At 37.1% G+C, this 26,160-nt stretch carries 21 protein-coding genes and 1 pseudogene; 8 read left to right on the top strand and 14 right to left on the bottom strand.

Annotated elements, in window-relative coordinates:
- Positions 1-9: 9 nt before the first annotated feature.
- The 5 genes and pseudogenes from MTP24_RS08145 to MTP24_RS08165 form a co-directional block, all read right to left on the bottom strand.
- Positions 10-888, bottom strand: a pseudogene (locus MTP24_RS08145) (Na+/H+ antiporter NhaC family protein); the annotation flags it as partial.
- 8 nt (positions 889-896) lie between these two features.
- Positions 897-2,873 carry a DUF3488 and transglutaminase-like domain-containing protein gene (locus tag MTP24_RS08150; RefSeq protein ID WP_243530465.1) on the bottom strand — a complete coding sequence of 659 codons (1,977 nt, stop codon included), beginning with the start codon at positions 2,871-2,873 and terminating at the stop codon, positions 897-899.
- Positions 2,870-3,859 carry a DUF58 domain-containing protein gene (locus tag MTP24_RS08155; RefSeq protein WP_243530469.1) on the bottom strand — a complete coding sequence of 330 codons (990 nt, stop codon included), beginning with the start codon at positions 3,857-3,859 and terminating at the stop codon, positions 2,870-2,872. Before MTP24_RS08155 ends, MTP24_RS08150 begins: the two co-directional genes overlap by 4 nt.
- A gap of 5 nt (positions 3,860-3,864) precedes the next feature.
- Positions 3,865-4,770, bottom strand: coding sequence for a MoxR family ATPase (locus tag MTP24_RS08160; protein WP_008133000.1), 906 nt, complete (start codon positions 4,768-4,770; stop codon positions 3,865-3,867).
- A 12-nt stretch (positions 4,771-4,782) separates the two neighbouring features.
- A complete protein-coding gene (locus tag MTP24_RS08165) occupies positions 4,783-5,166 on the bottom strand; it encodes a response regulator (protein ID WP_006792946.1) in 384 nt (127 codons plus the stop codon).
- Between the two features lie 446 nt (positions 5,167-5,612).
- Between MTP24_RS08165 and MTP24_RS08170 the strand changes: the two genes are divergently transcribed.
- The 6 genes from MTP24_RS08170 (at position 5,613) to MTP24_RS08195 (ending at position 12,356) form a co-directional block, all read left to right on the top strand.
- Positions 5,613-6,941 carry a hypothetical protein gene (locus tag MTP24_RS08170; RefSeq protein WP_243530470.1) on the top strand — a complete coding sequence of 443 codons (1,329 nt, stop codon included), beginning with the start codon at positions 5,613-5,615 and terminating at the stop codon, positions 6,939-6,941.
- Between the two features lie 107 nt (positions 6,942-7,048).
- Positions 7,049-8,356: a sugar ABC transporter substrate-binding protein gene (locus MTP24_RS08175; RefSeq protein WP_243530472.1), complete on the top strand. Its 1,308-nt coding sequence runs from the start codon at positions 7,049-7,051 to the stop codon at positions 8,354-8,356.
- A 138-nt stretch (positions 8,357-8,494) separates the two neighbouring features.
- Positions 8,495-9,367 (top strand): sugar ABC transporter permease, encoded by an 873-nt coding sequence (locus tag MTP24_RS08180; protein WP_243530474.1) that lies wholly within the window; start codon positions 8,495-8,497, stop codon positions 9,365-9,367.
- A gap of 1 nt (position 9,368) precedes the next feature.
- Complete coding sequence (locus MTP24_RS08185; RefSeq protein ID WP_008133015.1) at positions 9,369-10,199, top strand: carbohydrate ABC transporter permease; 831 nt, start codon at positions 9,369-9,371, stop codon at positions 10,197-10,199.
- A gap of 10 nt (positions 10,200-10,209) precedes the next feature.
- A complete protein-coding gene (gene ugpC, locus MTP24_RS08190) occupies positions 10,210-11,220 on the top strand; it encodes a sn-glycerol-3-phosphate ABC transporter ATP-binding protein UgpC (protein ID WP_243530476.1) in 1,011 nt (336 codons plus the stop codon).
- Between the two features lie 176 nt (positions 11,221-11,396).
- A complete protein-coding gene (locus MTP24_RS08195; protein WP_008133018.1) occupies positions 11,397-12,356 on the top strand; it encodes a sugar-binding transcriptional regulator in 960 nt (319 codons plus the stop codon).
- Between the two features lie 280 nt (positions 12,357-12,636).
- Here the strand turns inward: MTP24_RS08195 and MTP24_RS08200 are convergent, their stop codons facing one another.
- From MTP24_RS08200 to MTP24_RS08215, 4 genes are all read right to left on the bottom strand, one after another.
- Complete coding sequence (locus MTP24_RS08200) at positions 12,637-13,413, bottom strand: DNA/RNA non-specific endonuclease (protein ID WP_010556505.1); 777 nt, start codon at positions 13,411-13,413, stop codon at positions 12,637-12,639.
- 271 nt (positions 13,414-13,684) lie between these two features.
- Complete coding sequence (locus MTP24_RS08205; RefSeq protein WP_008133023.1) at positions 13,685-14,257, bottom strand: tRNA-(ms[2]io[6]A)-hydroxylase; 573 nt, start codon at positions 14,255-14,257, stop codon at positions 13,685-13,687.
- Positions 14,258-14,363: 106 nt separating this feature from the next.
- Positions 14,364-14,999 (bottom strand): sulfotransferase, encoded by a 636-nt coding sequence (locus MTP24_RS08210; protein ID WP_243530478.1) that lies wholly within the window; start codon positions 14,997-14,999, stop codon positions 14,364-14,366.
- A gap of 14 nt (positions 15,000-15,013) precedes the next feature.
- Complete coding sequence (locus tag MTP24_RS08215; protein WP_006792956.1) at positions 15,014-15,388, bottom strand: MAPEG family protein; 375 nt, start codon at positions 15,386-15,388, stop codon at positions 15,014-15,016.
- Positions 15,389-15,540: 152 nt separating this feature from the next.
- Between MTP24_RS08215 and MTP24_RS08220 the strand changes: the two genes are divergently transcribed.
- A complete protein-coding gene (locus MTP24_RS08220) occupies positions 15,541-16,908 on the top strand; it encodes a DUF2254 domain-containing protein (RefSeq protein WP_243530480.1) in 1,368 nt (455 codons plus the stop codon).
- Here the strand turns inward: MTP24_RS08220 and MTP24_RS08225 are convergent.
- The 3 genes from MTP24_RS08225 to ggt all read right to left on the bottom strand — a co-directional run bounded on the left by MTP24_RS08225 (position 16,896) and on the right by ggt (position 21,410).
- Positions 16,896-17,621: an SIMPL domain-containing protein gene (locus MTP24_RS08225; RefSeq protein ID WP_243533694.1), complete on the bottom strand. Its 726-nt coding sequence runs from the start codon at positions 17,619-17,621 to the stop codon at positions 16,896-16,898. The genes MTP24_RS08220 and MTP24_RS08225 overlap by 13 nt on opposite strands.
- 178 nt (positions 17,622-17,799) lie before the next feature.
- On the bottom strand, positions 17,800-19,494 hold the full coding sequence (locus tag MTP24_RS08230) for an NAD-dependent malic enzyme (protein ID WP_008133030.1): 1,695 nt from the start codon (positions 19,492-19,494) through the stop codon (positions 17,800-17,802).
- A gap of 137 nt (positions 19,495-19,631) precedes the next feature.
- Positions 19,632-21,410 carry a gamma-glutamyltransferase gene (gene ggt / locus MTP24_RS08235; RefSeq protein WP_243530482.1) on the bottom strand — a complete coding sequence of 593 codons (1,779 nt, stop codon included), beginning with the start codon at positions 21,408-21,410 and terminating at the stop codon, positions 19,632-19,634.
- A 64-nt stretch (positions 21,411-21,474) separates the two neighbouring features.
- On the opposite strand from ggt, the gene rrtA reads away from it, so the two are divergent.
- Positions 21,475-22,098, top strand: a complete 624-nt coding sequence (gene rrtA / locus MTP24_RS08240; protein WP_235591539.1) for a rhombosortase — start codon at positions 21,475-21,477, stop codon at positions 22,096-22,098.
- Between the two features lie 44 nt (positions 22,099-22,142).
- Here rrtA and MTP24_RS08245 read toward each other — a convergent pair whose 3' ends face one another.
- Positions 22,143-24,644, bottom strand: coding sequence for a prolyl oligopeptidase family serine peptidase (locus MTP24_RS08245; RefSeq protein WP_243530484.1), 2,502 nt, complete (start codon positions 24,642-24,644; stop codon positions 22,143-22,145).
- Between the two features lie 119 nt (positions 24,645-24,763).
- Entirely contained in the window at positions 24,764-25,927 is a 1,164-nt protein-coding gene (locus MTP24_RS08250) for an endonuclease/exonuclease/phosphatase family protein (RefSeq protein ID WP_008133034.1), read from the bottom strand.
- Positions 25,928-26,160 lie beyond the last annotated feature (233 nt).

Genomic DNA, 26,160 nt, shown 5'->3' on the forward strand with positions numbered 1-26,160 from the left:
CTAGAACCCCATCATGGCAACGCCTTTACTAAATACGTCTCCATTTTCTTCCCATTTAACAATACCAAATAGGCTAAAAATCATAACGCCTACTAAGCCGCCAAGTATCATTGAGCCACTTATATTTTGCGCAATTAACGAGGTAATAACTGCAAAAGAGCCAACTAACATGACTTTATTTGGATTTTTTATAGGTTCATGGTTGCTCTGGTTAGTAACTGTGATCGATTTATAGGTACGTTGTTTTTTATAAGTAAAAAATACAGCAATGAGTAGGCCAATAAACATTCCTAACGCAGGGATAATCATTGCTACGGGTACACTGGTATTTACAATTTGAAGGCCGTTATCTACAAGATTTTTATGTAAAATTGAATATAAGTAAATCCCACCAAAACCATAGGGGAGTACCATGTAGGACGAAGCTAAACCAAATGTTAAAATACACGCGATGGCACGTCGATCGAGTTTTAATTTATTAAATACAACCAACAAAGGCGGGATCAAAATTGGGATGAACGCTATGTGCACGGGCACCAAGTTTTGTGATGAGATAGCGCACGCTAATATAATCATTAAGATAAAATAACTAAGTAATGTTTGGCTGCCATGCCCTCTAGCATCTACTTTAGCTAATAATTTATCTGCTAATATGCGGGTTAAACCAGACTTTGATATTGCAACTGCAAATGCGCCAAGCATTGCATAACTTAAGGCAATTTCAGCGCCTGCTGACAAACCCGAATTAAATGCATCTAAACTTTCTTTTATTCCTAAACCAGCAGTTAACCCAGCAACTAAAGCAGACAGTGTCATAGCTACAATGACATTGACACGAACCAAGGTGAGCGCAAGCATTAAAATCACGCCAACAACAACAGCATTCATAGTTTTCTCTATTTTGAACTTTTAATTAATTTTATCAGATCTTTAGCTTTGGTTTTGCGCTCTTTGGTAAACGGTTTGTTAGCATAACGGCTGTTTTCGAATAAATGTTTAAATTCTATTAGCGCCTTTGATGCGTTAGGTCTTTGCTTTGCCATATGATCAAGTTGTTGTGACGGACTAAGAGAGTCGGGCGATGTAATTTTGTTTTTATTTCCCCAATCAAAAACTTCATTATAGGCTTTAACTATAGGGGGGAGTTTAACTGGTTTTGTTTTTGGCCAGTTTAAATAAACAAAGTAAATTGCAAAACTTAACCCAGCTGTTATTAATACAACTAAAGGCACCATCCAACTTTTTTTATTACCAAAGATGGATTTTAAAAAATCATTTTGTTTTTCTTGATCAAAGCCAAGCACCCAACTAGACCATTGATAATCTAGTTGCTCTAGTTCAAGCCTTAACCAGTTTATTGCTGCAAATTTACTTAAGCTAACTAAGCCGAAATCTAAATTATTTTTAAATTCTTCGTTTAGCTCTTGGTTTTGGGAAAGCGATCCATTTAACCGCTCGGGAGCAACAACAGCAGTGGCATCAAAAATAGTCCAGCCGGTATTTTGTAAATATACTTCAACCCAAGCATGGGCGTCATATTGGCGAACAGTAAGCGTGTTATTGTCGCTATTATATTCACCACCTAAATAACCACTGACTACACGTGCAGGTATGCCCGCAACCCTAAAAATATAAGCAGCGGCACTGGCATAATGCCCGCAAAAGCCACGTTTATTATCAAATAAAAATTGGTCTAGTGTATTATCGCCACTCATTGGGGTCGGCGTTAATGTATAGGTAAAGTTTTGTTCTACAAAGTACGCTAGTAATGCGTCATAAAAAGCCTGCTCATTGGTGTCTTGTTCTTTTAACTGCAAAGCAAACTTATTAGTTTTAATATTTTGCTTTAAACTTAAAAATGTATATCTATTTCTTTCAAATTCGTTAAGTGAATCTACTGAAAATTGATAACTTGCCACATCATATTGCAGGCTTTTTGCTTGGTAACTGTTTTTCCTTAATAATCCAAGCGCATTAGCGCTTACATTTTTACTATTGCTGGTTGAATAAGTTAAGCCATAAAGCCATTTTTGCGTTGCAGGTTCTGCAATGACTGAATAGTTTGCAATAAGTATGCTTTTTTTGGATATTAAGTTTTGGTTTGTTTGTTGGTTACTGTATTTTAAAAAATCAGACGCAAGCCATGCATTGCCATTAAATTCATCATGAATAATTGCACGCCAATAGTAAGGTGTTGCAGGCGGGGGATTATTAAAAGTAGCTCTAAATACTAGTTCATCTGAGTTAGACAATTTAGCAATATCAAACGGATCTACTTGCTCAGAAAGCCCAGTTTTAGCAAGTTTTGGCCCGGGTAATTGCCAAAACGCAGGCATTTTTGGTAAAAACAACAGTAAAAAAACAGCCAGTGGTAACGCCATTAATAATAACTTTGAACTTTGTTTAGCGCTTATTTTTAAATTATGTTTAGATTCTAATAAACCCATTACTGAAAAATTTATTACATATAAAAAGCTAACAACTGCAGTGGTAAATATAGTTTGGCTAAATAAGTAAACCGACGACAATGAAAAAAAAGTAAGGGTTGTAATTACCTGATAATGCTTTTTATTTTTAGCTTGTAAAAGTTTAAATAAGCTTGATAACAACAACATGGCCACAAACAATATTACAGTATCGGACATTCCTATTGTAAATATCATTAAACCCAAAGCACCAGCGGCTAGTATGTTTGCAAGCCATGCATTGGGCTTTACGATATTTTGGGCTGTAATAACTGCATTCCATAGGAATAAGCCAGCTAATACACTAATAAAAGGGAGTGGCAGGTGTGCTGTAAAAAATAGAACTAAACAGGCGTAAATAAAACACAAAGAGAAGTTAATTACTTTTTCATTTTTAAGTTCAATCATTGCTTTTCACCTGCAAATGAACTTAAGCATTCTAAACAGTGTTGCTTATGGGCTTGGCCAGTATTAATACTGATTAAAGTGCTTGGCAGTTTTAACATGAAAGGGGTGTTGTGCTCAGTGGCTTCACACACTAAATAACACAACTGGCTAAGACGTTGCTCTGTAGCTCCACTCATTAAATTAAAATCAAACAAAGCATCAGTCGCTTTAAAATCTACAAAGTCTTTAACTAATAATTGCTTTGTTTTAGCGAAATGTTTCCACGATATTCTGCTTAAGCCCATTTCGGGTTGATGAATTAATAGATTGTCGAACTCTTCAGTTCCCGACTTTTTTGTCATTCCATTTTGTGTATTTTCATCTTCTGAAGAAATGTGTGCATCGCTTAATACGTATTCGTGCGCAGGGTAAACATAAGTTTTAGTTTGTACTTGTAAATAGCTCCATACAGATACCAAACCAAAAGGATAGTTACTGGCTATTTTTATTCGTTCTAATTTGTAGCAACCTCGTGATTCATACGGAAGCGGTAAACTGCTACTAATCGATTTATTTGAAATTTCATCATGATGTGTACTTGCTTTTAAATCATTGTTATAGGTAATAGAAAGCGATTGGCAGATTGAATTACTATGTAAGTTCAATTTTAAAATGGGTTGTTGTGGAGAAAAACTAGGTAATACTTTATCAAAAGTCACAGTTAAGCCTTTCGCATTGCTGTATCCCATAAAAACAGCTAGTACAATGACCACGAACATCAGATACGACATGATCAAAATTAAATTATTTTGATAATTTATACCCATTACAAAGTTTAAAATAGCCACAATAATAAAATACCACCCAAGGGATGATGGCAAAACATAGATTGTGTTGTGCTCTAACGTAATTGAATTTTTTTGGTGTTTATGTTTTAAAAATTTATCAAAAACAGTATGTTTTAAAGATGCAAATATGTTGGGGCGTTTTGATTTTTTAGATGGCATAAAAGCTACACCGGAACCGGCACAGCATTTAAAATGTCATTCACTTGAGCTTCACCCGATTCATTATGCAAACCTAAGCGGTGCTGGCACACACTTGTAAAAACTGCTTCTATATCTTCAGGAATTACATAATCGCGTCCATCAATATAAGCCCATGATTTAGCAGCCTTAGCTAACGCAATGCTTGCTCGAGGTGATAATGAAGACGCAAACGCATTGCTGCTTCTTGTATAATTAACAAGCTCTATAATGTAATCAACAACGGGAGTACTAAGTGTAACTTCACTAATTTGTGCCTGAATTTGTTTTAATTGCTGCTTATCTATCCGTTTAGGAAGTTGGCTGTAATCGCGTTTTTGCATATTTAAAATTAAACGTTTTTCAGCTTCTTTTTGAGGAAAACCAAGGCTTATACGCATTAAAAATCGATCTAACTGAGATTCCGGTAGCGGATAAGTACCCGATTGGTATAAAGGATTTTGCGTAGCAATAACAAAAAATGGATCTGGAAGGCTATACTTTTTGCCATCAACAGTGATTTGTTGTTCTTCCATCGCCTCAAGTAATGCACTTTGTGTTTTTGGCCCTGTACGGTTTATTTCGTCAGCTAATACAACTTGACTAAAAATAGGGCCTTTATGAAACGTAAAGCTGTGATCGTTACTATTAAATACATTTGTACCGAGTATATCGGCAGGTAGTAAGTCACTTGTAAATTGAATTCGTTGGTAAGATAAGCCAAGTACTGCCGCTAAACCATGAGAAAGCGTGGTTTTTCCCATGCCAGGCAAGTCTTCAATTAGTAAGTGTCCTTCGCTAAACAAGCAGGTTAGTGCTAATTTTATCTGTTTTTGTTTTCCAAAAATAACATCTGATAAGTCTTCAATAATCGCTTTAACGGAGCTTTGCATGCTAACCTTTTATTATTCTATGTGTTCGAGACGTTTCATTACGGTATCAACTTTTTTTGCATTAAAAGGTTTTGCTATAAACCCTTTAGCTCCAAGCTCCCAAGTATTCTGAACATTTTCTAAGCTGTTATGACCTGAGCACATAACTACATGTGCGTTTGGGTAGGTTATATTAATAAATTCTAAAATATCAGTCCCATCAGAGTCGGGTAAGTCTACATCTAAAAAAATCACACTAGGGCATTTTTTATCAATAACTGGCTTGGCAGAGCTAAAATCCGTGCTTTCTAAAATATCTTCATAACCCAGTTCGGTTAATATTTGGTTTAGGTAATCACGGATTTCTTTAACATCGTCAATGATGAGGATAGGCTCTAAAGGGCGAACAAATTCCATATGTAAGTTACTTCTTTTAATACTTCTTAAGTACATTAATATTAAGCTATGACCTTAATAACCTCAAGAACGTTGCTTAAAAAATCACAATACATCCATACTTTTGTTGATTTTGTATTCTGCTTGAAAAATATCAAAACAACACTCAATTCTACTACTTTCTAATTAATTTAAAAGTTATCCATTTTATAAACACCCGCACACTCGTTTTTTCAACCACACCTAATAAATTTACAAGCTATTGATACTAAAGATTTTAAATTAACAATTCTAATTTTGTAAATGTTTTGTAATAAAAAATCGTTGACCTATTAAAATCATTCTGTGATTATGCTCAGCAGTTGAGCTAATGCTCATTGGTGGATTTTAATATAAGGTCACACCCAATGCTCATAATGCTTTTCTACACACTCACACTAAACACTACACAACACGAAGAGCTTATTATGTTAAAAAATAAAAATACAAAATTCGCAATCTCACTATTAACAGCTGCAATGGCTACTTCTATGTCAGCTCAAGCTGATGTTTCTGACTACTTAGACCGCGTTGATGTCGACTTTTTATTAATGCAAAATTTCCAGTCTATTCAAGCAAAAGAGGGGGCGTTTCGTCCTGAAGATGAAGTACAAGAATCTGGATTTGGCCGTGTAAGAGCAAATTTACAGCTTAAATTTCATATTAACGAATTTATTACAGCTGATATTGATATAGCTGAAGAACCAAATGATTTTGGTGGCGGCGACCGTGATTTTTCATTTCATAATGACTTTGCCGGTGTTGAGTTTGATTTATTTGGCCTTTATGGTACACCAAAAGAAGATGAGAATCTGACCCTTAGGCTTGGTAACATTGGTGCATCACCGTTTCAATTCAAAGGATTTCAAGATGGAGCAGATAACCAAGGTAATGCATTAATTGGTAACGGAATAACTGATTACGCTACAGCTGAAAACGGCGCGCAACTTAGTTACACAAAAACTTACGACGGCGGTTTTCTTCGCTCATACAATGTGGCTGGCCATATAACAACCTCAAGCTTTGGCGAAGCATTCCAAGAAGACCGTGGTTACAATTACCGTTTACAAGGCACATTAGAATTTGAAGGTGGTTTCAAAGCGGGTTTAAATCTTTTCAAGGCCAATCAAGGCGACCAGTTAAACTTTGAAAATGGTGTAGCTAGTTTAGACGGAGTAACTACAACAAACTATCGTTTTGGCGATGGTGAAAACTATAACTTTTCTGCCTCACCATCAAATGAACGTGACACGCATGTAGGTGCAATGCCCGGACTAGAGCAGTCAATCATACAACTAAATCTAGCATACCAACCATCTGACGAAACAAGTTTAGTGTTCATGGTTGGTAAATCATCAGATGATTACACATTTGCAGATGCTGCGGGCAATGCAGTTGCAGGAATTACATACTTTGGTACCGATGGAGTAGCCGATGCTAATGGCACAACGTACGATTCAAACAGTGTGATCAAAGGTGATACATCAGTAGAATATTTTGTTTTTGAAGCACAACAATACCTTATCCCTAAACAGTTATATGTAGCAGCTCGTTATTCAGAAGCAGAAAATACATCTGATTTAATTGAGCAAGCAGACAATACAGTAGAGCGTATTCAAGTTGCTGCGGGCTACTGGTTTAACGATAAAACGTTATTAAAAGTGGAATATGTGAATCAAGAAGAAGGCGTTAACTCTGCAGGCCAAATAGGCGCTGGTTTTGACGGTTTCACATCTGAGATTTCAGTTAAATTTTAACTTATATTCAGCAACTTAGTACTTAATATTCACGTAATTAAAGCTATTTTAATTCACTTTTATTAAGTACAAGTGCACCTTTTAATGTTAGAGATAAGGTATTTAAAATGAAAAATAAATTATTAATGCTTGCCTGTGGCATCATGGCAATGAGCAACGCTTACGCAAAAGAAACAATTACAATTGCTACTGTTAATAATGGTGACATGATCACCATGAAAGAACTAAGCAATGAATTCACCAGTCAAAACCCTGATATAGATTTGAAGTGGGTAACACTTGAAGAAAATATTTTACGCCAACGTGTAACAACAGACGTGGCCACAAAAGGCGGTCAGTATGATGTTATGACCATCGGTACTTATGAAGTACCAATTTGGGGCAAACAGAACTGGTTAACAGAGTTAGATAACCTTGGCAAAAATTACGATTTAGATGATTTACTACCCGCTATTCGAAGCGGCCTTACCGTTAACGATAAGCTATACGCCGCTCCTTTCTATGGCGAAAGCTCAATGGTTATGTACCGTACTGATTTAATGGCAAAAGCTGGGTTAACCATGCCTAAAGCACCGTCTTGGGACTTTATTAGAAAAGCAGCAAAAGCGATGACCAGTAAAGAGGATGGCGTTTATGGTATGTGTTTGCGTGGTAAAGCCGGTTGGGGAGAAAATATTGCACTTATTACATCAATGGCTAACTCATTCGGTGCACGTTGGTTTGACGAAAACTGGAAGCCTCAGTTCAGTACACCTGAATGGGAAAAAACTCTTCAGTACTATGTTGATGTTATGAATGAATCAGGTCCTGCGGGTTCGTCAGCTAATGGCTTTAACGAAAATCTAGCATTATTTCAAACCGGTAAGTGTGGTATATGGATTGATGCAACAGTAGCTGGCGCATTTGTTACAAACAAAACAGATTCTGAAGTAGCCGATAAAGTTGGTTTTGCACTCGCACCAGACAACGGGCTAGGTAAACGTGGTAATTGGTTATGGTCGTGGACACTAGCCATTCCTTCAAGCAGTAAAAAACAAGATGCTGCAATGAAATTTATCAGCTGGGCAACATCTAAAGAATATACTCAACTTGTAGCCGATAAAAAAGGCTGGGCAAAAGTGCCACCAGGTACTCGTAAATCTTTATACATTAACTCTCAGTATATGGAAGCAGCGCCTTTTGCTCAAATAACATTAGATTCAATCGAAACCGCAGATCCTAAAAACCCAACCGTAAAACCTGTTCCTTATGTTGGTATTCAGTTTGTTGCTATTCCGGAGTTTCAAGGGATAGGAACAGCAGTAGGGCAACAATTTTCAGCCGCTTTAACTGGGCAAATGACCGTTAAACAAGCGTTAAGCTCATCTCAACGTTTAGTTGAAAGAGCCATGCGCAAAGCCCGTTACCCTAAGTAGTATCAATTATAGGTGGGCAAGCTCTCAACTTGCCCTGTATTTTATGTCAGTTCTATTTATGATTTTACATATTATTAAGGGTTTCTGATTTTCACTTAATAGTGAGTAAATAGAATTGGCTTTTTTAAGGTCACCGTTATGGCAACAACTAACTCGCGTACGCTTGCTCGGTTCATGCTTCTTCCTAGCGTAACATTGTTACTCGCTTGGATGATTGTTCCGCTGTGTATGACATTGTATTTTTCATTCATTGATTACAATTTATTGGTTCCTGGAGATAAAGAATTTGTAGGTTTTTTAAACTATGAGTTTTTTCTAACTGATCCAGCGTTTTTTGAATCTTTTTTTAACACGCTTTATTTAGTTACTGGCGTGTTACTCATTACCATTTGTGGTGGTATAGGTTTGTCTATTTTATTAGACCAAGCAATATGGGGACGTAATTACGTTCGTATCATGGTACTTGCGCCATTTTTTGTTATGCCAACGGTTTCAGCCTTAGTGTGGAAAAACATGCTTATGAACCCTGTAAATGGTTTGTTTGCTCACTTTGCAATTTGGTTAGGCTTTGAGCCAATAGACTTTTTTGCTCAAATGCCGTTATTTTCAATCATTATAATTGTGTCTTGGCAGTGGTTACCATTTGCAGCACTGATTTTGCTTACAGCTATTCAATCACTAGACCGCGAACAACTAGAAGCCGCTGATTTAGATGGCGCAGGCCCATTTAGTAAGTTTTTCTATATTGTTTTACCTCATTTATCTCGCGCAGTGACTGCGGTGATATTAATTGAAACCATCTTTTTACTCTCTATATTTGCTGAAATATTGGTTACAACAAGCGGTGGACCAGGTTATTCATCAACAAATATTACTTATTTAATTTATACCCAATCATTACTGCAATTTGATGTAGGTGGTGGTTCGGCAGGTGGCATTGTTGCCGTGATCATTGCAAATATAGTAGCAATATTTTTAATGCGCTTAATTGGCAAAAACTTGGAGGGGTAAAATGAGTATTAAAAATAACACACGTTCAACACTTATTTATACCATAGCGGCATGGACAGTCAGTTCAATGATTTTCTTCCCTATTTTATGGACGTTGATCACAAGTTTTAAAACAGAATCTGAGGCTATATCAGCTACACCCACTTTGTTTGCATTCGAGTGGACGCTAATAAATTACTCAGATGTATTATCACGCTCACCATACTTTACGCATTTTTGGAATTCGGTTGTTATTTCATTAGGGTCAAGTTTATTAGGTTTATTAATCGCTGTTCCGGCTGCATGGTCTATGGCTTTTGTTCAAAGTAAAAAAACAAAAAATTTACTAATGTGGATGCTTTCGACCAAAATGCTACCGCCGGTAGGGGTGCTAATACCTATTTACTTATTATTTCGCGACTTCGGTTTACTCGATACAAAACTAGGTTTAGTTATCGTCATGACCCTTATAAATTTACCAATTATGATCTGGATGCTTTATACCTACTTCAGAGAAATACCGGGTGAAATATTAGAAGCTTCACGCATGGATGGTGCAACGATTGGCGAAGAAATATTTCATGTATTACTGCCTATAGCCTTACCTGGCATTGCTTCAACATTATTATTAAATGTAATTTTAGCCTGGAACGAGGCATTTTGGACTTTAATATTAACCGCAGCAAATGCTGCTCCATTAACTGCATTTATAGCCAGTTATTCAAGCCCTGAAGGGTTATTTTACGCCAAATTATCGGCAGCATCTGCCATGGCCATTGTGCCAATTTTAATTCTTGGTTGGTTTAGTCAAAAACAATTAGTGCGCGGCTTAAGCTTTGGCGCAGTAAAGTAGGAGAACACACATGGGCAGCATCACACTAAAACAAGTCACTAAAAACTTTGACGACGTAAACGTTATTAAACCGTTAGATTTAGAAATTAAAGACGGTGAATTTATTGTTTTCGTTGGGCCATCAGGCTGTGGTAAATCAACATTACTACGCATGATTGCGGGGCTTGAAGACACAACAAGCGGAAATATTGAAATAGATGGGCAAGATGCAACACATACACCACCTGCTAAAAGAGGCTTAGCAATGGTGTTCCAATCTTATGCGTTGTACCCACATATGAGCGTTCGCAATAACATTGCTTTTCCACTTAAGCGCGCTAAAGTAAGCGCTGCAGAAATAGAAACTAAAATCGCTAACGCCGCTAAAATTCTTAATTTAACTGATTATCTAGATCGAAAACCAGGACAGCTATCAGGTGGTCAACGTCAACGAGTAGCAATAGGGCGCGCAATTGTTAGACAACCCTCTGCATTTTTATTCGATGAGCCACTATCAAATTTAGATGCTTCATTGCGTGTAAATATGCGTCTTGAAATTTCAGAGCTGCATAAAAGCTTAGCCACTACAATGATTTATGTAACTCACGACCAAGTTGAAGCAATGACAATGGCCGACAGAATTGCCGTATTTAATGGCGGTATTATCGAGCAAGTAGGTACTCCATTGGAGCTTTATCAACACCCAGTAAATAAATTTGTGGCGGGTTTTATTGGTTCACCAAAAATGAACTTTATTGATATTCCAAATGGTGACACTAATGGAGCGTCAAGCTTAGGTGTTCGTCCAGAGCACTTTATAATATCGCAAGATACAGGCACGTGGTCAGGTAAAGTAGGGGTAATTGAGCACTTAGGGTCTGAGAGCTTTTTACATGTAACACTTACAAATGGCAGCACAGTGACAGTAAAAGCTGACGGTGATTGCTCGCTCCAATACGGTGACTCTGTATTTTTAACTGCGCAAGAAAATAAAGTACACAGGTTTGATAAAAACGGGGTAACGATTAAAGCTAGCAACTAAGTTTGAAAGCAGTAGAGCCAATACCATATTTAGTCATAATTAACTTTAAGGTATTGGTTATTAGCTCATTATTGGCTTCGGCATTATATAAATAAATGATATATTTGCATTAAAGCATAAGTTTGAAGCCATTAATAATATCAAACACAAGTTACTCCTTAATTACAGAGGTTTAAGTGGCAAAATTATCGAACACAGAAATAAGAAAACTTGATGATGCAGCAAGAGCGGGGTGGTTATATTATGTCGCCGGCCAAACTCAAGACGAAATAGCGAAAAAGCTTAATGTATCTCGTCAGTCAGCACAGCGAATGGTTGCTTTATCAGTTAGCCAAGGCCTAATAAAAGTAAGACTCGATCACCCCATTGCCAAATGTATGGATTTAGCACAAAAATTAAAAAGCCGATTTGGTTTAGCATCATGTGAAGTGGTGCCAAGCGATCCTTCTGAACCATCATCTACAGTTGGACTTGCACAAGCTGGTGCCGCTGAGATACAGCGCCATTTGAAATCAGAAACGCCAAAAGTATTGGCAATGGGAACAGGTAGAGTTTTGCGTGCTATTGTTGATGAACTACCAATACTTGATTGCCCACAACATAAAATAGTGGCTATGTTAGGTAACATGGCGTTAGATGGTTCGGCTTCGCCTTACGATGTTGTAGTTAGAATGGCTGAACACACTAATGCAAAACATTATCCGATGCCATTGCCAGTTTTACCGCGCAGTATTGAAGAAAAAAACCAACTACATGCACAACATAATATAACTGCTAACCTGAAGCTTGCTAAAAATGCAGACGTAACTTTTGTTGGTATTGGTAGTTTAGGTGAAAAGTCACCATTACACATAGATGGTTTTGTTGACGCTAATGAGTTAAAAGAGCTTCAAGACTTAGGCGCCGTTGGCGAAATGATCAGCTGGGTTTATGATAAAAATGGTAAATTGCTAGATTGCACTGTAAACCAACGCGTTGCGAGTACGCCATTAGTAACAAATGAAAACAAACAAATTTATGCAATAGCTGCAGGTGAAGAAAAAGTGTTGGCTATACTAGGCGCTGTAAGATCAAATATGATTAGTGGTTTAATCACTAACGAATATACCGCAGAACGTTTACTCAGCATTGATTGAGTTATTTGAACATTGCATTGTGTATTACAAAATTTTATAGCGAACAAAACGACCTAATGTCCGATACCGTCTAGTATTGGACATAATAAGAGTGCATTCATGCGCTCTTATTAAACAACATTTAACTACCTATAATTTATATTATGTTAAATACAGTATTTTAATTACTTAGTAAGGTAAAGTGCTTATCTATTTAACGTATAAAACGCTCTATTTCACTATTATTTATTTTAAATCATGATTAACGGCATAAACTTATATCGCTAATCATGTAGATATTTTAATTACAGCCTAACTCACTTGCTAAACCAAATACGGATGATTCTATTGTTTGTGCCTGATTACTCGTTAAATTAGGTAAAACATTAATGCCAGTTCTACTTTCAACTTCATCAATACTTACTTGGGTATTACAAAAATTATCTCTGCGGCCAGCACTTTGCTGCATAATAAATGCTGATGCTTTAATGGTGTTACCAGATTGCTTCATTACAATTTTAAAATAACCACTTGGTATAGTATGGTTTTCATTTGCTCGTGGTAAATCTGCAAAGTAATATTCGTACATTGGACCAGTAACTACGTATAAGTTATTTCCATCATCAACATGATTTCTTACCGCTGTTTCAAGCCTAACCCATGGCCCTTGGTTTAATGCTGAAGATTGTGGTGTAATATTAGAAAGCAAATTTGTTAAACGCCAATCAGCTGTATTACTAAAAGATGCCAATGGAACCTGATGCCCCCGGTCAGTATTAATTGTTGCATATGCATCGGTATAGTCACTGGGTTCAAGCGTATAATGGGAATATAAATCAGGGTCTGATTTCCAACTCCTTGATCTTGATGGCCCGCTCATTGTATTGGGCGTTACTTGGTATGCTACCCAGTCTGCAAATTTTGTGTAACGGTTATTTTTTAAAGTATAAATACTACGTTCAATTGTTTTACCGTTGTTTAATCCTGTTGGACAACCTTCTAAGCAATTGGCAGCATTGGCAGTTGAAGCTAGTAATAAGCTTGTTAAGGTTAGTGATATATTTATAAATGATTTCATTGTTGTTTTACCCTGTATAAATGAGGATAAAAACCTAACAAGTTTATGTTACAGATATATTTAACTTTATACATATATTCAATAAGTTAATTGCATATATGCATATTTAGCACTTAAGTATTGTGTTTAATTGTTAATTTATTCGTTCTAGTTAATCGCTTAATAAAAAGGTAATAAACACCCTACCAATAGTTATTTATGCATTTTAAATAAATCCTAGGCATAAAAAAACGCTGGCAAATGCCTGCGTTTTATAATTTAATAAATAAGATTAATGAAGCGCCGCTGTAAATGGAATGCTTTTACAAATTTCAGCCTCAGCAACTAATAACTCTTCTAAACGCACGTCTACTTCTTCTTTGTCAAAGTATTCGTAGGCTAGCTCTACAAATAAGTTTTTGTGCTTTTCTTCTGATTTAGCAATGGCTACATAAAACTCTTTTTCTTTACCTTCAGGTAATGCTTGCGCAACTAATGAAAAACGTTCGTGCCCACGAGCTTCAATTACACCGCCAACTAGTAACCTATCCATTAAAAAGCCATCACGTCCGTGTCTAAATAAAGCACGAATTTGCTTTATGTACGGATCTTTTTGGTCATCACCCAGTGTTGTGTCGCGTTCAGTTAATAGCTTGAGTACTTGTTTAAAATGAATAAGCTCTTCAAGTGCTAAATCGGTCATTGCTTTTACAAGTTTACGCTTGTCTGGGTAATGAGAAAGCATTGAAATAGCCATACCTGATGCTTTTTTTTCAGCAGCCGCATGATCTTGCAAAAAGGTGTTAAAGTCGGCAAGTACAGCCTCGGTCCATTCAAATGGCGTTTGGTATTTTAATTCAAACATAATAAATACTACTTAAAAAATAATGCGGGAATTTTAACGTATTTGAAAATAAAAATCTCGCAATAGGTTTTAGTAAAGCAATGCTCTTAAGGCTTAATTTAGATAATTACAGTTGAGAGGTGTAAGGTAAATGTTTATCTATGCGCCCTTTTGCTGTCGACTCTATTTTTAACGGGTGTTTAATATCGTTCCATGCGGTGACTTTTCCGCCAATATTCATTTTATCAAAATCAGTTTTATCACTTTGTATGTTCAAAAAATCACATACTTTTTGATAACTCCCCGCCTTTGCAATATCAATCGATAAAAAGTCAGCTTGTCTTTTTTCAAAATAATACTGTGCAGCATTTAGGTGACGCTTGTAACAGTCCGCTAAGTAACTATCACCACTAATGTTTTCGAGAGATAAATTAGAAAAAACATCTAAGTAACACCGTTTTATATGAATATTAAAACCGCCATCTGTACGTGTTAAATTAGTATGCATACGTGTGAGTAATTGCCTGATGGATGGCAGCCAAACATCAATTTCTCTTTCCAAATATATAAACTTAGACCCTGGGTAATGCTTATCAAGCATTTTATAATCAGTAAATATGGGGGTGTCGGCAATAGCTTGTGCATTGTCAAAACTAGCTTTTGTATATGCTGTGTGTGCGGTTGGTAATCCTAATTCTAGTAGTGCGTGGCACACACTAGTTGTGCCAGTTCTCGGTAAGCCTATTACAAATATTTTAGTCATGTACTGTACTTTAATTAGCTATTACGAGTGAGTAATAAAACAAACGCGCTTATTATCATAACCAGAAAAGTAGCTACAGTCCCTATTTGACGATACTTTAAGTTTTTTTCTACTATACCTAGGTTATGAAAAAATCGACCAATTAACAAAGATGCGCCTAGAAGGTGACAATAATGACTGGCTAGACCTTGGTATTCAGCTAAAAATAATAAAATAACGGCAAAAGGTACATATTCCATAAAGTTTGCATGTGCTCTAATTGCACGTTGTAAAACTGAATTACCGTTATCACCTAATGATATTTGCTCTGCTCTGCGAACTTTTATGACATTAAAGCTTAAATAAATATAAAAAAAAGCGAGTAATGCAGCATATGTTGAAATAATCACAGTGTGTTCCTATTAGTTTTTTTAAACGCATTAAGTATACGCAGTGTTAAGCTGTGCAGATAATAACATATAAATTAACGGCTTTATCACAAGTTTAAAGTTCAACTATGATAAGGTGATAGCCATCTTTTATACGCAATCATAGGGATTATATGTTTGTTCCTCGCAAAGTGGCCGATAGTTATCGTGAAATGATAAACAGCATTGGCTTTTACCCTTCTGTGCTTTCTGTTGGTTTTTTGTTTTTTGCCATCATTACAATGTCGGTTGAATATTTAGCCCCTGTTGAGCAGTTGAAGTCTTTTATCTCAGTGGTTTTGGTTGATAGCGCAGAAAATGCGCGAACAATTTTAAGTACGCTTGCAGGTAGTATTATCTCATTGACTGTATTTAGTTTTTCTATGGTTATGGTGGTTTTAAACTCGGCTAGTGCAAGTCTATCCCCTCGCGTTGTGCCCGGTTTAATTACTAGAAAGTCTCATCAAATGGTGCTCGGCTTTTACTTAGGCAGTATCATTTACTCTATCATCATGCTTATAAATATTAATAAGTTAGAAGGCGGCAGTACTGCAATTCCGTCTATAGGTGTTTTATTTGCTTTAATTTTTGGTTTGATTTCATTAGGGTTATTTGTATTTTTTATTCATTCTATTTCACGCGCTATCCAAGTCGATAATGTCCTCAATGGTTTGTTTAGCCAGACTAAAAAAGAAATTAAAGCGATCATTAAAAGACAAAAAGAGGCCCCTGTTAGTGAGTTTCCTGATTTTTCAACATGGCACTCCATAAGCAGTAAAACAGAGGGTTACTATAAGGGTGTGCAAACTGATAAACTGTGTGCAATTTTAAAAGAGCACGATATAAACTTATATATTTCTGTTAACCAAGGATATTTTACAGTAAAAGGTTATCCATTTTTAAAATGTAATGTCGATATAACCCACGATGAAGAGCTCTTAGAAAAAATATTAGATTGCTTTATTTTTTATATAGAAGAGTACATTAGCGACCACTACCGCTATGGTTTAACACAAATATCTGAAATAGCGGTAAAAGCAATGAGCCCTGGTATTAACGATCCAGGTACCGCTGTTAAATCAATTGATATGCTGAGTATTTTACTAATTGAGCGCCTATCTCTTAACGATATAAATTATTCGTTTAAGCACAGTGAAAAAAAACCGCTTTTATATTTACATGAAACCAGTTTTGACGAGTTACTACATGATAACTTTTCGCCGCTTCGTCATTATGCAAAAGGTGACGCCTACGTAATGACGAATGTATTGGAAGCATTTAAAAATATTTTATTTGTGGCGCACGATAATGAAAAAGCACGCGAAAGCTTATTTAATTATTTATTCGCTATTGTTGATGACATAAACATGAATGTGACTAACGAGTACGACAGGCGCGAAATTTGTAATATGCTAAATTCTATAACACGCATTAATGAACAACAAGGTAGTCAATTGGTGGCACATTTTGAGCACCACCAAAATAAATCCTACTCAATGTAATAAATAGCGTAACTAGACGCTGTTACCTTAATTTCTCCACTGTGATACGCATCCGGTACATAATTACCGGGTGCACTATCCGCCATTACCATTTCTTTTGCACGCATATAGGGCTGAGTTTGAACATTAAGTGGGCTCAACGATGCACTATATAACCCTTTTAACGATACATCAAAGTCGTCGCTTAATTCTTTAGCCGCTTTTTTAGCATCTTGTATTGCTATTTTTTGAGCTTTTTTATGAAGCTCGTTATAGTTGCTAGCTAAAAATTGGGTATTGTTAATTTGGTTTATGCCGTTATTAACCAAACTTTGTAATAACGTAGGGTATTTACTTATATCAGTAAGTTTGACCGTTAGTGTTCGGGTAATTTTGAAACCGATAAATTCTTGCTGTCCAGTTTGGCGGTTGTATTGGGTATCGCGGTGTATATTAATTTGCCCTGCGTTGATATTAGTGTCTTTAACGCCTAACTTTTTTACTAATTTGATGGCTTTTGCCATAGTGATATCTGCTTTGTTTTTTGCAGCTATTAGGTCTTTATTTACTTCAGTGATACCCACACTCATTTGTGCATAATCTGGCATGGTGGTAAGTGTCGCTTGCCCTTTCACATATATGTGTGGTGAATCAGGTGTTGAGCTGGCAAAGGCATTCAAACTAAGTGTGCTTAATGCTATGGCGCTGCCGAGAAAAAGTTTTAGTGTGTTCATCATAGAATCCTTTTTGTTTTATACTTATTTGTTTAATTAAGTATGATCGCGGATTTGCATTAGCTCTATTAAAGAGCCTAATGGGTTAACAATAAATGAACAAGCATAAAAAAACAGGCAAGCGCCTGTTTTTTGTTATGTGTTGTAACGCAGGGTTACATAAAATTACTTATACCACTTAAACGCTGCAACGTTTATAGTTACGGTATTTTGGTAACCAATAATTTTTATCAATGGCTGCCCACAGAGCATCGTCAGAAATTTCCAATGCAACACCCTCTTCTATCGCTTTTTTAGCAATAGCAAATGCAATGCGTTTACTAAGCGTTTCAATTTCTGTTAATGCTGGTAATAAACTGCCTTTACCGCTGTTTGCTCGCGGTGAAGACTCAGCAAGCATTTCACTCGACACGCTAAGCATGGCATCTGTAATGCGTGTAGCCTTAGCTGCAATAACGCCTAAACCAATACCAGGGAAAATATAACTGTTGTTACACTGTGGAATTGGGAAAGTTTCACCATTATATTCAACGGGATCAAACGGGCTACCTGTTGCAACTAATGCTTTACCATCAGTCCATTTAATGACGTCTTCTGGGTGTGCTTCTACCTGTTTAGACGGGTTACTTAACGGGAAAATTATTGGTTGTTCACACGTTGAATGCATGGCACGAATAACTTGCTCTGTAAACAAACCTGGCTGACCCGATACACCAATAAGTATGTCTGGTTTTGCACAATGCATTACATCTAACAATGACGCGTATTCACCACTGTAAGTCCAATCATTTAGCGCGTCTGTTGGTTGCGCTAAAGCTTGTTGGAAGTCGCGTAGCCCTTCCATGCCATTAGTTAACAGACCAAAACGGTCAACCATAAATACTTGGCTACGAGCTTGCTCTTCAGAGATACCTTCAAATACCATTTGGCTAATAATTTGCTCAGCAATACCACAACCTGCAGAGCCTGCACCAACAAATACAACTTTTTGTTGACTAAGAGTTGAGCCTTTAACACGACACGCAGCTAATAAAGAGCCAACTGTTACTGATGCAGTGCCTTGAATGTCATCGTTAAAGCTACAAATTTCTTCACGATAGCGCTTAAGAAGCGGCATGGCATTGGGTTGTGCAAAGTCTTCAAATTGAAGCAATACATTTGGCCAACGGCGTTTGACCGCTTTAATAAATAGATCTAAAAACTCATCGTACTCGTCTTGAGCTATACGTTTATGGCGTGCGCCCATATACATAGGGTCATTTAAAAGCTTTTCGTTGTTGGTTCCTACGTCAAGCATGACCGGCAAAGTATATGCTGGGCTTATGCCACCACACGCGGTATACAATGACAATTTACCAATAGGTATCCCCATGCCGCCAATACCTTGGTCGCCTAGCCCTAATATACGTTCACCGTCGGTCACAACAATGACTTTTACTTTACCCTTTGTGGCATTACGTAAAATGTCGTCAATTTGATAACGGTCTTCGTACGAAATAAATAAACCACGTGCGCTACGGTAAATATCCGAAAACTTTTCACAGGCATCACCCACTGTAGGGGTGTAAATAATTGGCATCATTTCTTCAAGATGATCGCGCACTAAGCGGTAATAAAGCGTTTCGTTGTTATCTTGAATGGCACGTAAATAAATGTGCTTATTTAAATTGTCGGTAAAACTTGAGTATTGTTGATAACAACGTTCAACTTGCTCTTCGATGGTTTCAAAGCGTGGAGGAAGTAAACCTGCAAGGTTAAAATTTTCGCGCTCTTTTTTACTAAACGCACTGCCCTTGTTTAGTAATGGCGTTTCAATAAGGCCAGGGCCAGAGTGATGAATATATAAGTAATTAGGATCAGTATTTGTTGTCATATTTCCAGGCTTTAATGGAGTCTTAAGTTATGATCTGTCATTATCAATGCTCAGAATTTAAATGCAATGAACATAGTACTTGTCAGACCATTGAGAATACAAACACGCACATAGGTCGTGTTTGTATTATACATAATTTAAAATTTGAAAGTGGCGTTATTGTTAGTTAAATCAGACAACGCAACACCCTCACGGCGCGGATCGGCTGCGCCATACAGCTTATTATTTTTCACTTCAACACCATGTAAACCTGAATTTAGGTCTAACACACGTACTTTATGACCACGTGAAGTGAGTGCTGGTGCAAGTGATTCAATAATGGTGCCTTTTTCAAGGCTGGTGTAATCATTACGATTAGTAGTACGCGGCAAGTTAATAGCTTCTTGCACCGATAAATTCCAATCTAAAACGCCAACAACTACTTGAGCGACGTAGTCAATAATGCGGCTACCACCAGGAGATCCTACAACTAAACGTAAGCTACCATCTTCATTAAAAACCATAACCGGTGACATAGAACTGCGCGGGCGTTTTCCTGGCTCTACACGATTAGCAACTAACTTACCGTTTTTACGTGGAGAAAGTGAGAAGTCGGTTAACTGATTGTTTAAAATATAACCATTAACCATAACTGTAGAGCCAAATGCCATTTCTATTGAGCTGGTCATTGATACTGCATTACCAAAGCTATCAACAATAGAGACATGCGATGTTGAAGGGAGTTCATACGAATCATCTTGTGCATAACTTAAGTAGTTAACGGGGTCACCGGCAACTGCATGCTGATCTTTTTCGGTTATGAGTGTTGCGCGTGATTTAATGTAGCTTTTGTTTAATAGCGCTTGAGTTGGTACCTCAGTAAAATCTGGGTCACCCATGTATACATTTCTATCGGCAAAGGCAATACGCGACGCTTGGCTGAAGTAGTGAATTGCTTGTTCGCTGTTAGGCTTTAAGGCAGAAATATTTGTATGCTCTAGTAACCCTAGTATTTGTAAAACAGCCACACCGCCACTACTTGGTGGTGCCATAGAACATACGTTATAAACACGGTATTTTATACAAACAGCATCGCGTTCTTTGCTTTTGTATTGTGCAAGGTCTTGCTGAGATAATTTACCGGGTGCAATTTTTGAATTTTGTACCGCACTTACCATTTTTTTTGCGTTTTCACCTTTATAAAACGCATCAATGCCTTCATTAGCTATGGCTTTGTATAAATCAGCAAGCGGCTGGTTTTTTTTAACGGTACCGGCCTCAATGAGTTTACCATTTGGGTAAAAGTATTCATTTATCACTGGCATACTCATAACACCTGGATTTAGCTGGCGAGCTAACAAACCATGTAATCGAGGCGATACAACAAACCCTTGTTCAGCAAGTTCAATAGCCGGTTTAAACAGCTGTTCCCAAGGTAATAAACCATAGTGCTTATGCGCATTTGCAAAGGCATGTAGAACACCAGGTACGCCTACAGAACGACCGCCTACAACGGCTTCAATCCATTTGACCGCTTTGCCATGCTTATTTAAAAATAAATTTTCATTCGCATTTTTAGGGGCCGTTTCTCTTCCATCAAAGCTGGTTAACTTATTATTTTCTTTGTTGTAGTACATCATAAATGTACCGCCACCAATACCCGATGACTGAGGCTCAACAAGTGTTAAAACAAGTTGAGTGGCTATTGCTGCATCAACTGCACTGCCGCCTTTTGCTAATATTTGCTGTCCCGCTTGAGATGCATACGGATTTGCCGCGGCAACCATGTATTTGTCACCTACAACAATCTGCTTAGAACTAATTGATGTGGTAGCTTCTGGTTCGCGAACTTCTACTTTTGTGGGTTCTTTTGACAGCACCGGCAAAGACAGCACACCTAAGCCGATAGCAAATAATGAGTTAAGTTTAAAATGCATAAAAAATACTAAAAACACTTAATTACAATAGGTAATTGGCATCTTAAAGTTAAACGGGCACAATATGCAAAAATTAATACTAAAAAAATACAATAAAATGCTTAATTTACCTATACAGCCTCGTTATATTTTACCACCTTTATTATTGATACTTTTTAGCACTATTTTTGCTGCATTTGATTTAAATAATTTACTAGAATTTAACCGAACATTAGTTAACAAAGGTGAGCTTTGGCGTATTTTTACTAGCCAATTTGTACACGCAAATTGGGCCCATTTGGGGTTAAATATAAGCGGGATTTTTTTAATTTGGTTATTACATGGTGAGTATACTACCCCTACCCGGTACTTTCTAAATACAATCACTTTAGCGCTTTGGTGCGGTTTAGGCGTGTATTTTTATTGCCCAGACATACATATCTATACAGGTTTAAGCGCGCTGTTACACGGTGTTATTATTTGGGGCGCAGTAAAAGATATTACACAAGGGCTTAAATCGGGCTATTTATTATTCATCGGTGTGTGGGTAAAAATAGCATATGAGCAATTGAGTGGTCCAAGTGCAGATATTGGCGAGCTTATTAATTCGACCGTTGCAATAGATGCTCATTTAATTGGCGCTATTGGTGGATCATTGTTAGGCATCGAGCTTGTTATTAAATATTATAAAAATAGAGCCAAAGGTTAAATAAAAACGCCACTTTAACCAAAGTGGCGTTTTACATTGTTTATTTAAAGGGTGTCTTTAAATAGTTTATAAATACGGCGGTATTCATCTAACCAACTTGACGGTTGCACAAAACCATGTGGTTCAACTGGGAAGATAGCCGTTTCAAAGTTCTCTTTTTCAAGCTCAATTAAACGCTGAACTAAGCGAACTGAATCTTGAAAAAATACGTTATCGTCTACCATTGGTGCATTGATCAATAGTGGCTTATTTAAACCTTCTGCAAAGTAAATAGGTGAGCTACGTTCGTATGCAATGGGATCTACATCTGGATGGTTTAAAATATTGCCAGTATAAGCAGTATTGTAGTGTGCCCAATCAGTTACCGGGCGAAGTGCTGCACCTGATTGAAACAACTCTGGTGCAGTAAATAATGCCATAAAGGTCATAAAGCCACCATAAGAACCACCGTAGGTGCCTACTGCTTGCGTGTCGACGTTAGCATTTTCAGCCATCCATTTAACACCATCAGCTAAATCTTGCGTTTCTGGTGTGCCCATTTGACGATAAATAGCTGTACGCCAGTCGCGGCCATACCCTTTAGATGCACGGTAGTCCATATCCATTACCACGTAACCTTCATCAGCCAATAATGAATGAAACATAAACTCTCTAAAGTACACAGACCAACCCATATGTGAGTTTTGTAAATAACCTGCACCGTGATTAAAAATAACCGCTTTACGTGTTTTACCACCTTCGCCTTCTACGTAATCAGCTGGGTAGTATACCTTGGCATATATTGGCGTATCAGTATGGCTAGACGGCACTGCAACTATTTTCGGTGCAGTTAACTTTTTAGATAAAAAAGTGCTTGATACTGTATTAGTTAAACGTGTTGGCGTTGCATTTGCTTTAGCATCCGCAATATATAACTCGCTAGGCATGGTAACTTTTGAATGAACAAGCAGTAATCTTTCTTCATCTGGACTTAACGTGTAGTCGGTCATGCCATTTAGATCAGTAATTTTTTCACTTTTAGCTGTTTGTGGATCTACACGGAAAATTTCGTATAGACCAGGGTGTTCAACATTAGCTTTGTAATAAATAGCAGAATCATCGCTTGTAACTGTTGGGTTTGATACCTCAAACTCACCCTGAGTTAACGCAATGGCGTTACCGTTTAATGGTTTTTTATAAAGCTGGCTGTACCCAGACTCTTCTGAAAGGTAATAAAGCGTGTTTTCGTTATTCAACCAGCCAAAATTATTAAATGCATAAGCGATCCATGCGTCGTCATGTAAACGATGCTGCGACACCAGTTTATTGTTTTCAAAATCTACGGTCGCAATCCAGCGATCTTTGTTGTCCCACGCTTCAAGCATAATAGCAACTTGCGAACCATCGTTATTCCAAACTATTGGGCTTTGTCCTAATCCCCAATTTGTGATCAAATTAATAGCGCGTGGTGAGTTCTTTGATTCGTAGGTTTTACCTAATCGTGCATAATTTTCTTGCTTTACACTTGCTAATACATCTTCATCAAAACCTGGCAGCGAATCAAACGCTAGTGTGTTTTGTGTCTTATCATTTAAATTAATATATATAACTTGCGATGTTTCTTCTTTTGCATCAGCTATGCGACGGCGAACTTTTTTAGGTGCTATGGTGGCGTCGTCAGTCACATAATGTGGCATTATATCGGTGTCACTTCGCCAACTTGATTGTTTTTTTACGACAACTAGTAACGCATCTCCATTGGGTGAAAGTTCTACGTTATCAACTTTATTATCTTTGCCTAAATAATAACTTGTATTTGCTACAGAGCTATTTAGTTCGTTTATTTGCGCGTTACGTGCGTGTTGGTCTTTTTTATTTTTGTGTTCAAGAGCAATGTATTCAATAAGCTTATGCTGCTCTTTTGCAATGTACGAACTTGGCTCGCTAATTCCTTTTGGTTTATCAGCAAGTTTTAAGTTAGCAATTTCTTGTGTTAACCCCGTTACTAAATCAACTTTAAAAAATATATTTCCTTGGCGATAAGCCAATGTACCATCGTTTAAAAACTGCGGATTAGATTCGTTAGCTGTGCTATGGGTTATTTGGCGCAGTGTGTTAGTTTTAATATTTTTTACAAACACATTGCCTTTAAAAACGTAGGCTTGCAGAGCTTTGTCGTTTGAATAAACCGCGTTTCTAGCACCCAGTGTATGTAGTTTATTTAATGCTATTTGTTCTGCGGTTTGTGACGTTACAGACTGGCTAAATAAGTCACGTAATGTGCTACCTTGTTGCTTTTGAGAATAAATAATTGTTGCTGAATCAGCAGCCCAAAAGGCATTTTGTGGTTGGTTGCCTATCCAATCAGGATCGGCCATTGCTTGTTTTAAAGTTATTTTTTTTGAACCAACATCGGCAGGTGTACTAACCACCGCTTCAACTTTGTTTTTTTCCAAAACATTATTTGTAGAGGCTGTGTTTGCAGTTGCACTACAACCCGCAAGCATTACGCTTGAGGCAACAGCTAATGCTACTAACGTTTTAGATGAAGAAAAATTAAAAATCATAGTGCTTCTATACCGTTATTATAATTAACGGGTATTTAAGCAGAAGCACTAAAGTTAATGCAATTTTTTAAGATAAATAGCCATTTAACAGGGTAAAGCTCAGTTTACTTAAGCCTTAATTATTTAATCACTAAATCTAACCATACTAGGCGATGATCGCTTGATGCACTTCTATCTTTAATTAAGCGATATTGTTCGTCTGATTTAACTGGCCAAAATACCCCACCTTCTTTAATATCTAAACCGTAAGTTGATGGCAATACATAGTCTACTCGTGCTTGCCAATTGGCAGTAAAGTGTTGTGCATAGGCAAGTTCATATTGCTGTTTAGCGCCTGCACTTTTAGGTACAAACTGTGCATTAATTAATGGATTTTTTAGCAATTGATCTGTTGTTTCTAAACGCGCTTTATCACCTTCTGGTGCTGCGTTTAAATCCCCTAAAATAACAAAACGTGACTGAGCATCTAGCCCACCTTTGTTGCCATTATCATCATATAGGTACTCTGCATTGGCTACGTAGTCAGCAATTAATCTAATTTCGTCATGATTACGTTTACCATTTCTATCTTCTTCGCCGTCAAACACAGGAGGCGTAGGGTGAGACGCCAATATATGCACTGCTTTATTATCAATAACAACGGGTACATCCCAAAACGATTTAGAACTTAACCTAAGAGCTTGCCACTCTTTAGCGTTATACCAATTCTCGCCTGTTTTTGGCATTAACGGCATTTTTGCATTAGGCATATCTTTGTATTTAAAAGTTTGAAGCGTTCTGATTTTGTCAAAATCAATTGGGTATTTCGATAATATGGCCATACTATAATGCCCTTCAAAAAAGCCAAAGCCTTGGGCATCACCCATTACTTTATTTTTTTTACCATCGTTATCTAGGTCAAACTCAGTCGCAAGTCCAGTATTGACGGGGGCTATATAAGAATAAGGATAATCTATGGCTTTTTGCTTGTTTTGGCTTACGGCTAAGTAATGCGTTTTAAAGTAATCAATACCTTGCTCTTTAGGAACAAAATCAAATTCGTTCAGTAAAATAATATCAGGGCGAACGCGCTGAATAATTTCTGCAATATTTTTAATCTGTTGTGTGTTTGAGGTAAGCGCGTTGACTAAGGCATCACTTTTAATAGGCTCGCCTTTGGCGGTGTAATTTGTGGCATCCATACTTACATTAAACGTTGCAACACGAATTGTATCGGTTGCGTACGCATTGAGACTCAATGAAGCAGCTGTTAGCAACGCACCAAACGTTAGATCAAATTTCATTTAATTATCCTACTTATAGAAAAGCAATTTTGATTATTTAATAATGTAACCTGTTTTTGTTTTTTCAAGCAAAAAAAAGCCGAGTTTACTCGGCTTTTATTATTTCATTTTTTATTCGTATAGTTTTGAACTAGTCGGACAGTAACTGCTTCTAAGATCTGCTCAATCCCTAAATAACATCCATGTGCAAAACAGTAAGAAGGCTTCCCTAATCATAACCTACTGGACCATAA

The organism is Pseudoalteromonas sp. APM04, from assembly GCF_022809815.1.
GTDB lineage: Bacteria > Pseudomonadota > Gammaproteobacteria > Enterobacterales > Alteromonadaceae > Pseudoalteromonas > Pseudoalteromonas marina.

Coding starts and splice junctions, on each gene's coding strand:
- MTP24_RS08150 (WP_243530465.1), bottom strand. CDS start 2,873: ATGATTGAACTTAAAAATGAAAAAGTAATTAACTTCTCTTTGTGTTTT.
- MTP24_RS08155 (WP_243530469.1), bottom strand. CDS start 3,859: ATGCCATCTAAAAAATCAAAACGCCCCAACATATTTGCATCTTTAAAA.
- MTP24_RS08160 (WP_008133000.1), bottom strand. CDS start 4,770: ATGCAAAGCTCCGTTAAAGCGATTATTGAAGACTTATCAGATGTTATT.
- MTP24_RS08165 (WP_006792946.1), bottom strand. CDS start 5,166: ATGGAATTTGTTCGCCCTTTAGAGCCTATCCTCATCATTGACGATGTT.
- MTP24_RS08170 (WP_243530470.1), top strand. CDS start 5,613: ATGTTAAAAAATAAAAATACAAAATTCGCAATCTCACTATTAACAGCT.
- MTP24_RS08175 (WP_243530472.1), top strand. CDS start 7,049: ATGAAAAATAAATTATTAATGCTTGCCTGTGGCATCATGGCAATGAGC.
- MTP24_RS08180 (WP_243530474.1), top strand. CDS start 8,495: ATGGCAACAACTAACTCGCGTACGCTTGCTCGGTTCATGCTTCTTCCT.
- MTP24_RS08185 (WP_008133015.1), top strand. CDS start 9,369: ATGAGTATTAAAAATAACACACGTTCAACACTTATTTATACCATAGCG.
- ugpC (WP_243530476.1), top strand. CDS start 10,210: ATGGGCAGCATCACACTAAAACAAGTCACTAAAAACTTTGACGACGTA.
- MTP24_RS08200 (WP_010556505.1), bottom strand. CDS start 13,413: ATGAAATCATTTATAAATATATCACTAACCTTAACAAGCTTATTACTA.
- MTP24_RS08205 (WP_008133023.1), bottom strand. CDS start 14,257: ATGTTTGAATTAAAATACCAAACGCCATTTGAATGGACCGAGGCTGTA.
- MTP24_RS08210 (WP_243530478.1), bottom strand. CDS start 14,999: ATGACTAAAATATTTGTAATAGGCTTACCGAGAACTGGCACAACTAGT.
- MTP24_RS08220 (WP_243530480.1), top strand. CDS start 15,541: ATGTTTGTTCCTCGCAAAGTGGCCGATAGTTATCGTGAAATGATAAAC.
- MTP24_RS08225 (WP_243533694.1), bottom strand. CDS start 17,621: ATGAACACACTAAAACTTTTTCTCGGCAGCGCCATAGCATTAAGCACA.
- MTP24_RS08230 (WP_008133030.1), bottom strand. CDS start 19,494: ATGACAACAAATACTGATCCTAATTACTTATATATTCATCACTCTGGC.
- ggt (WP_243530482.1), bottom strand. CDS start 21,410: ATGCATTTTAAACTTAACTCATTATTTGCTATCGGCTTAGGTGTGCTG.
- rrtA (WP_235591539.1), top strand. CDS start 21,475: ATGCAAAAATTAATACTAAAAAAATACAATAAAATGCTTAATTTACCT.
- MTP24_RS08245 (WP_243530484.1), bottom strand. CDS start 24,644: ATGATTTTTAATTTTTCTTCATCTAAAACGTTAGTAGCATTAGCTGTT.
- MTP24_RS08250 (WP_008133034.1), bottom strand. CDS start 25,927: ATGAAATTTGATCTAACGTTTGGTGCGTTGCTAACAGCTGCTTCATTG.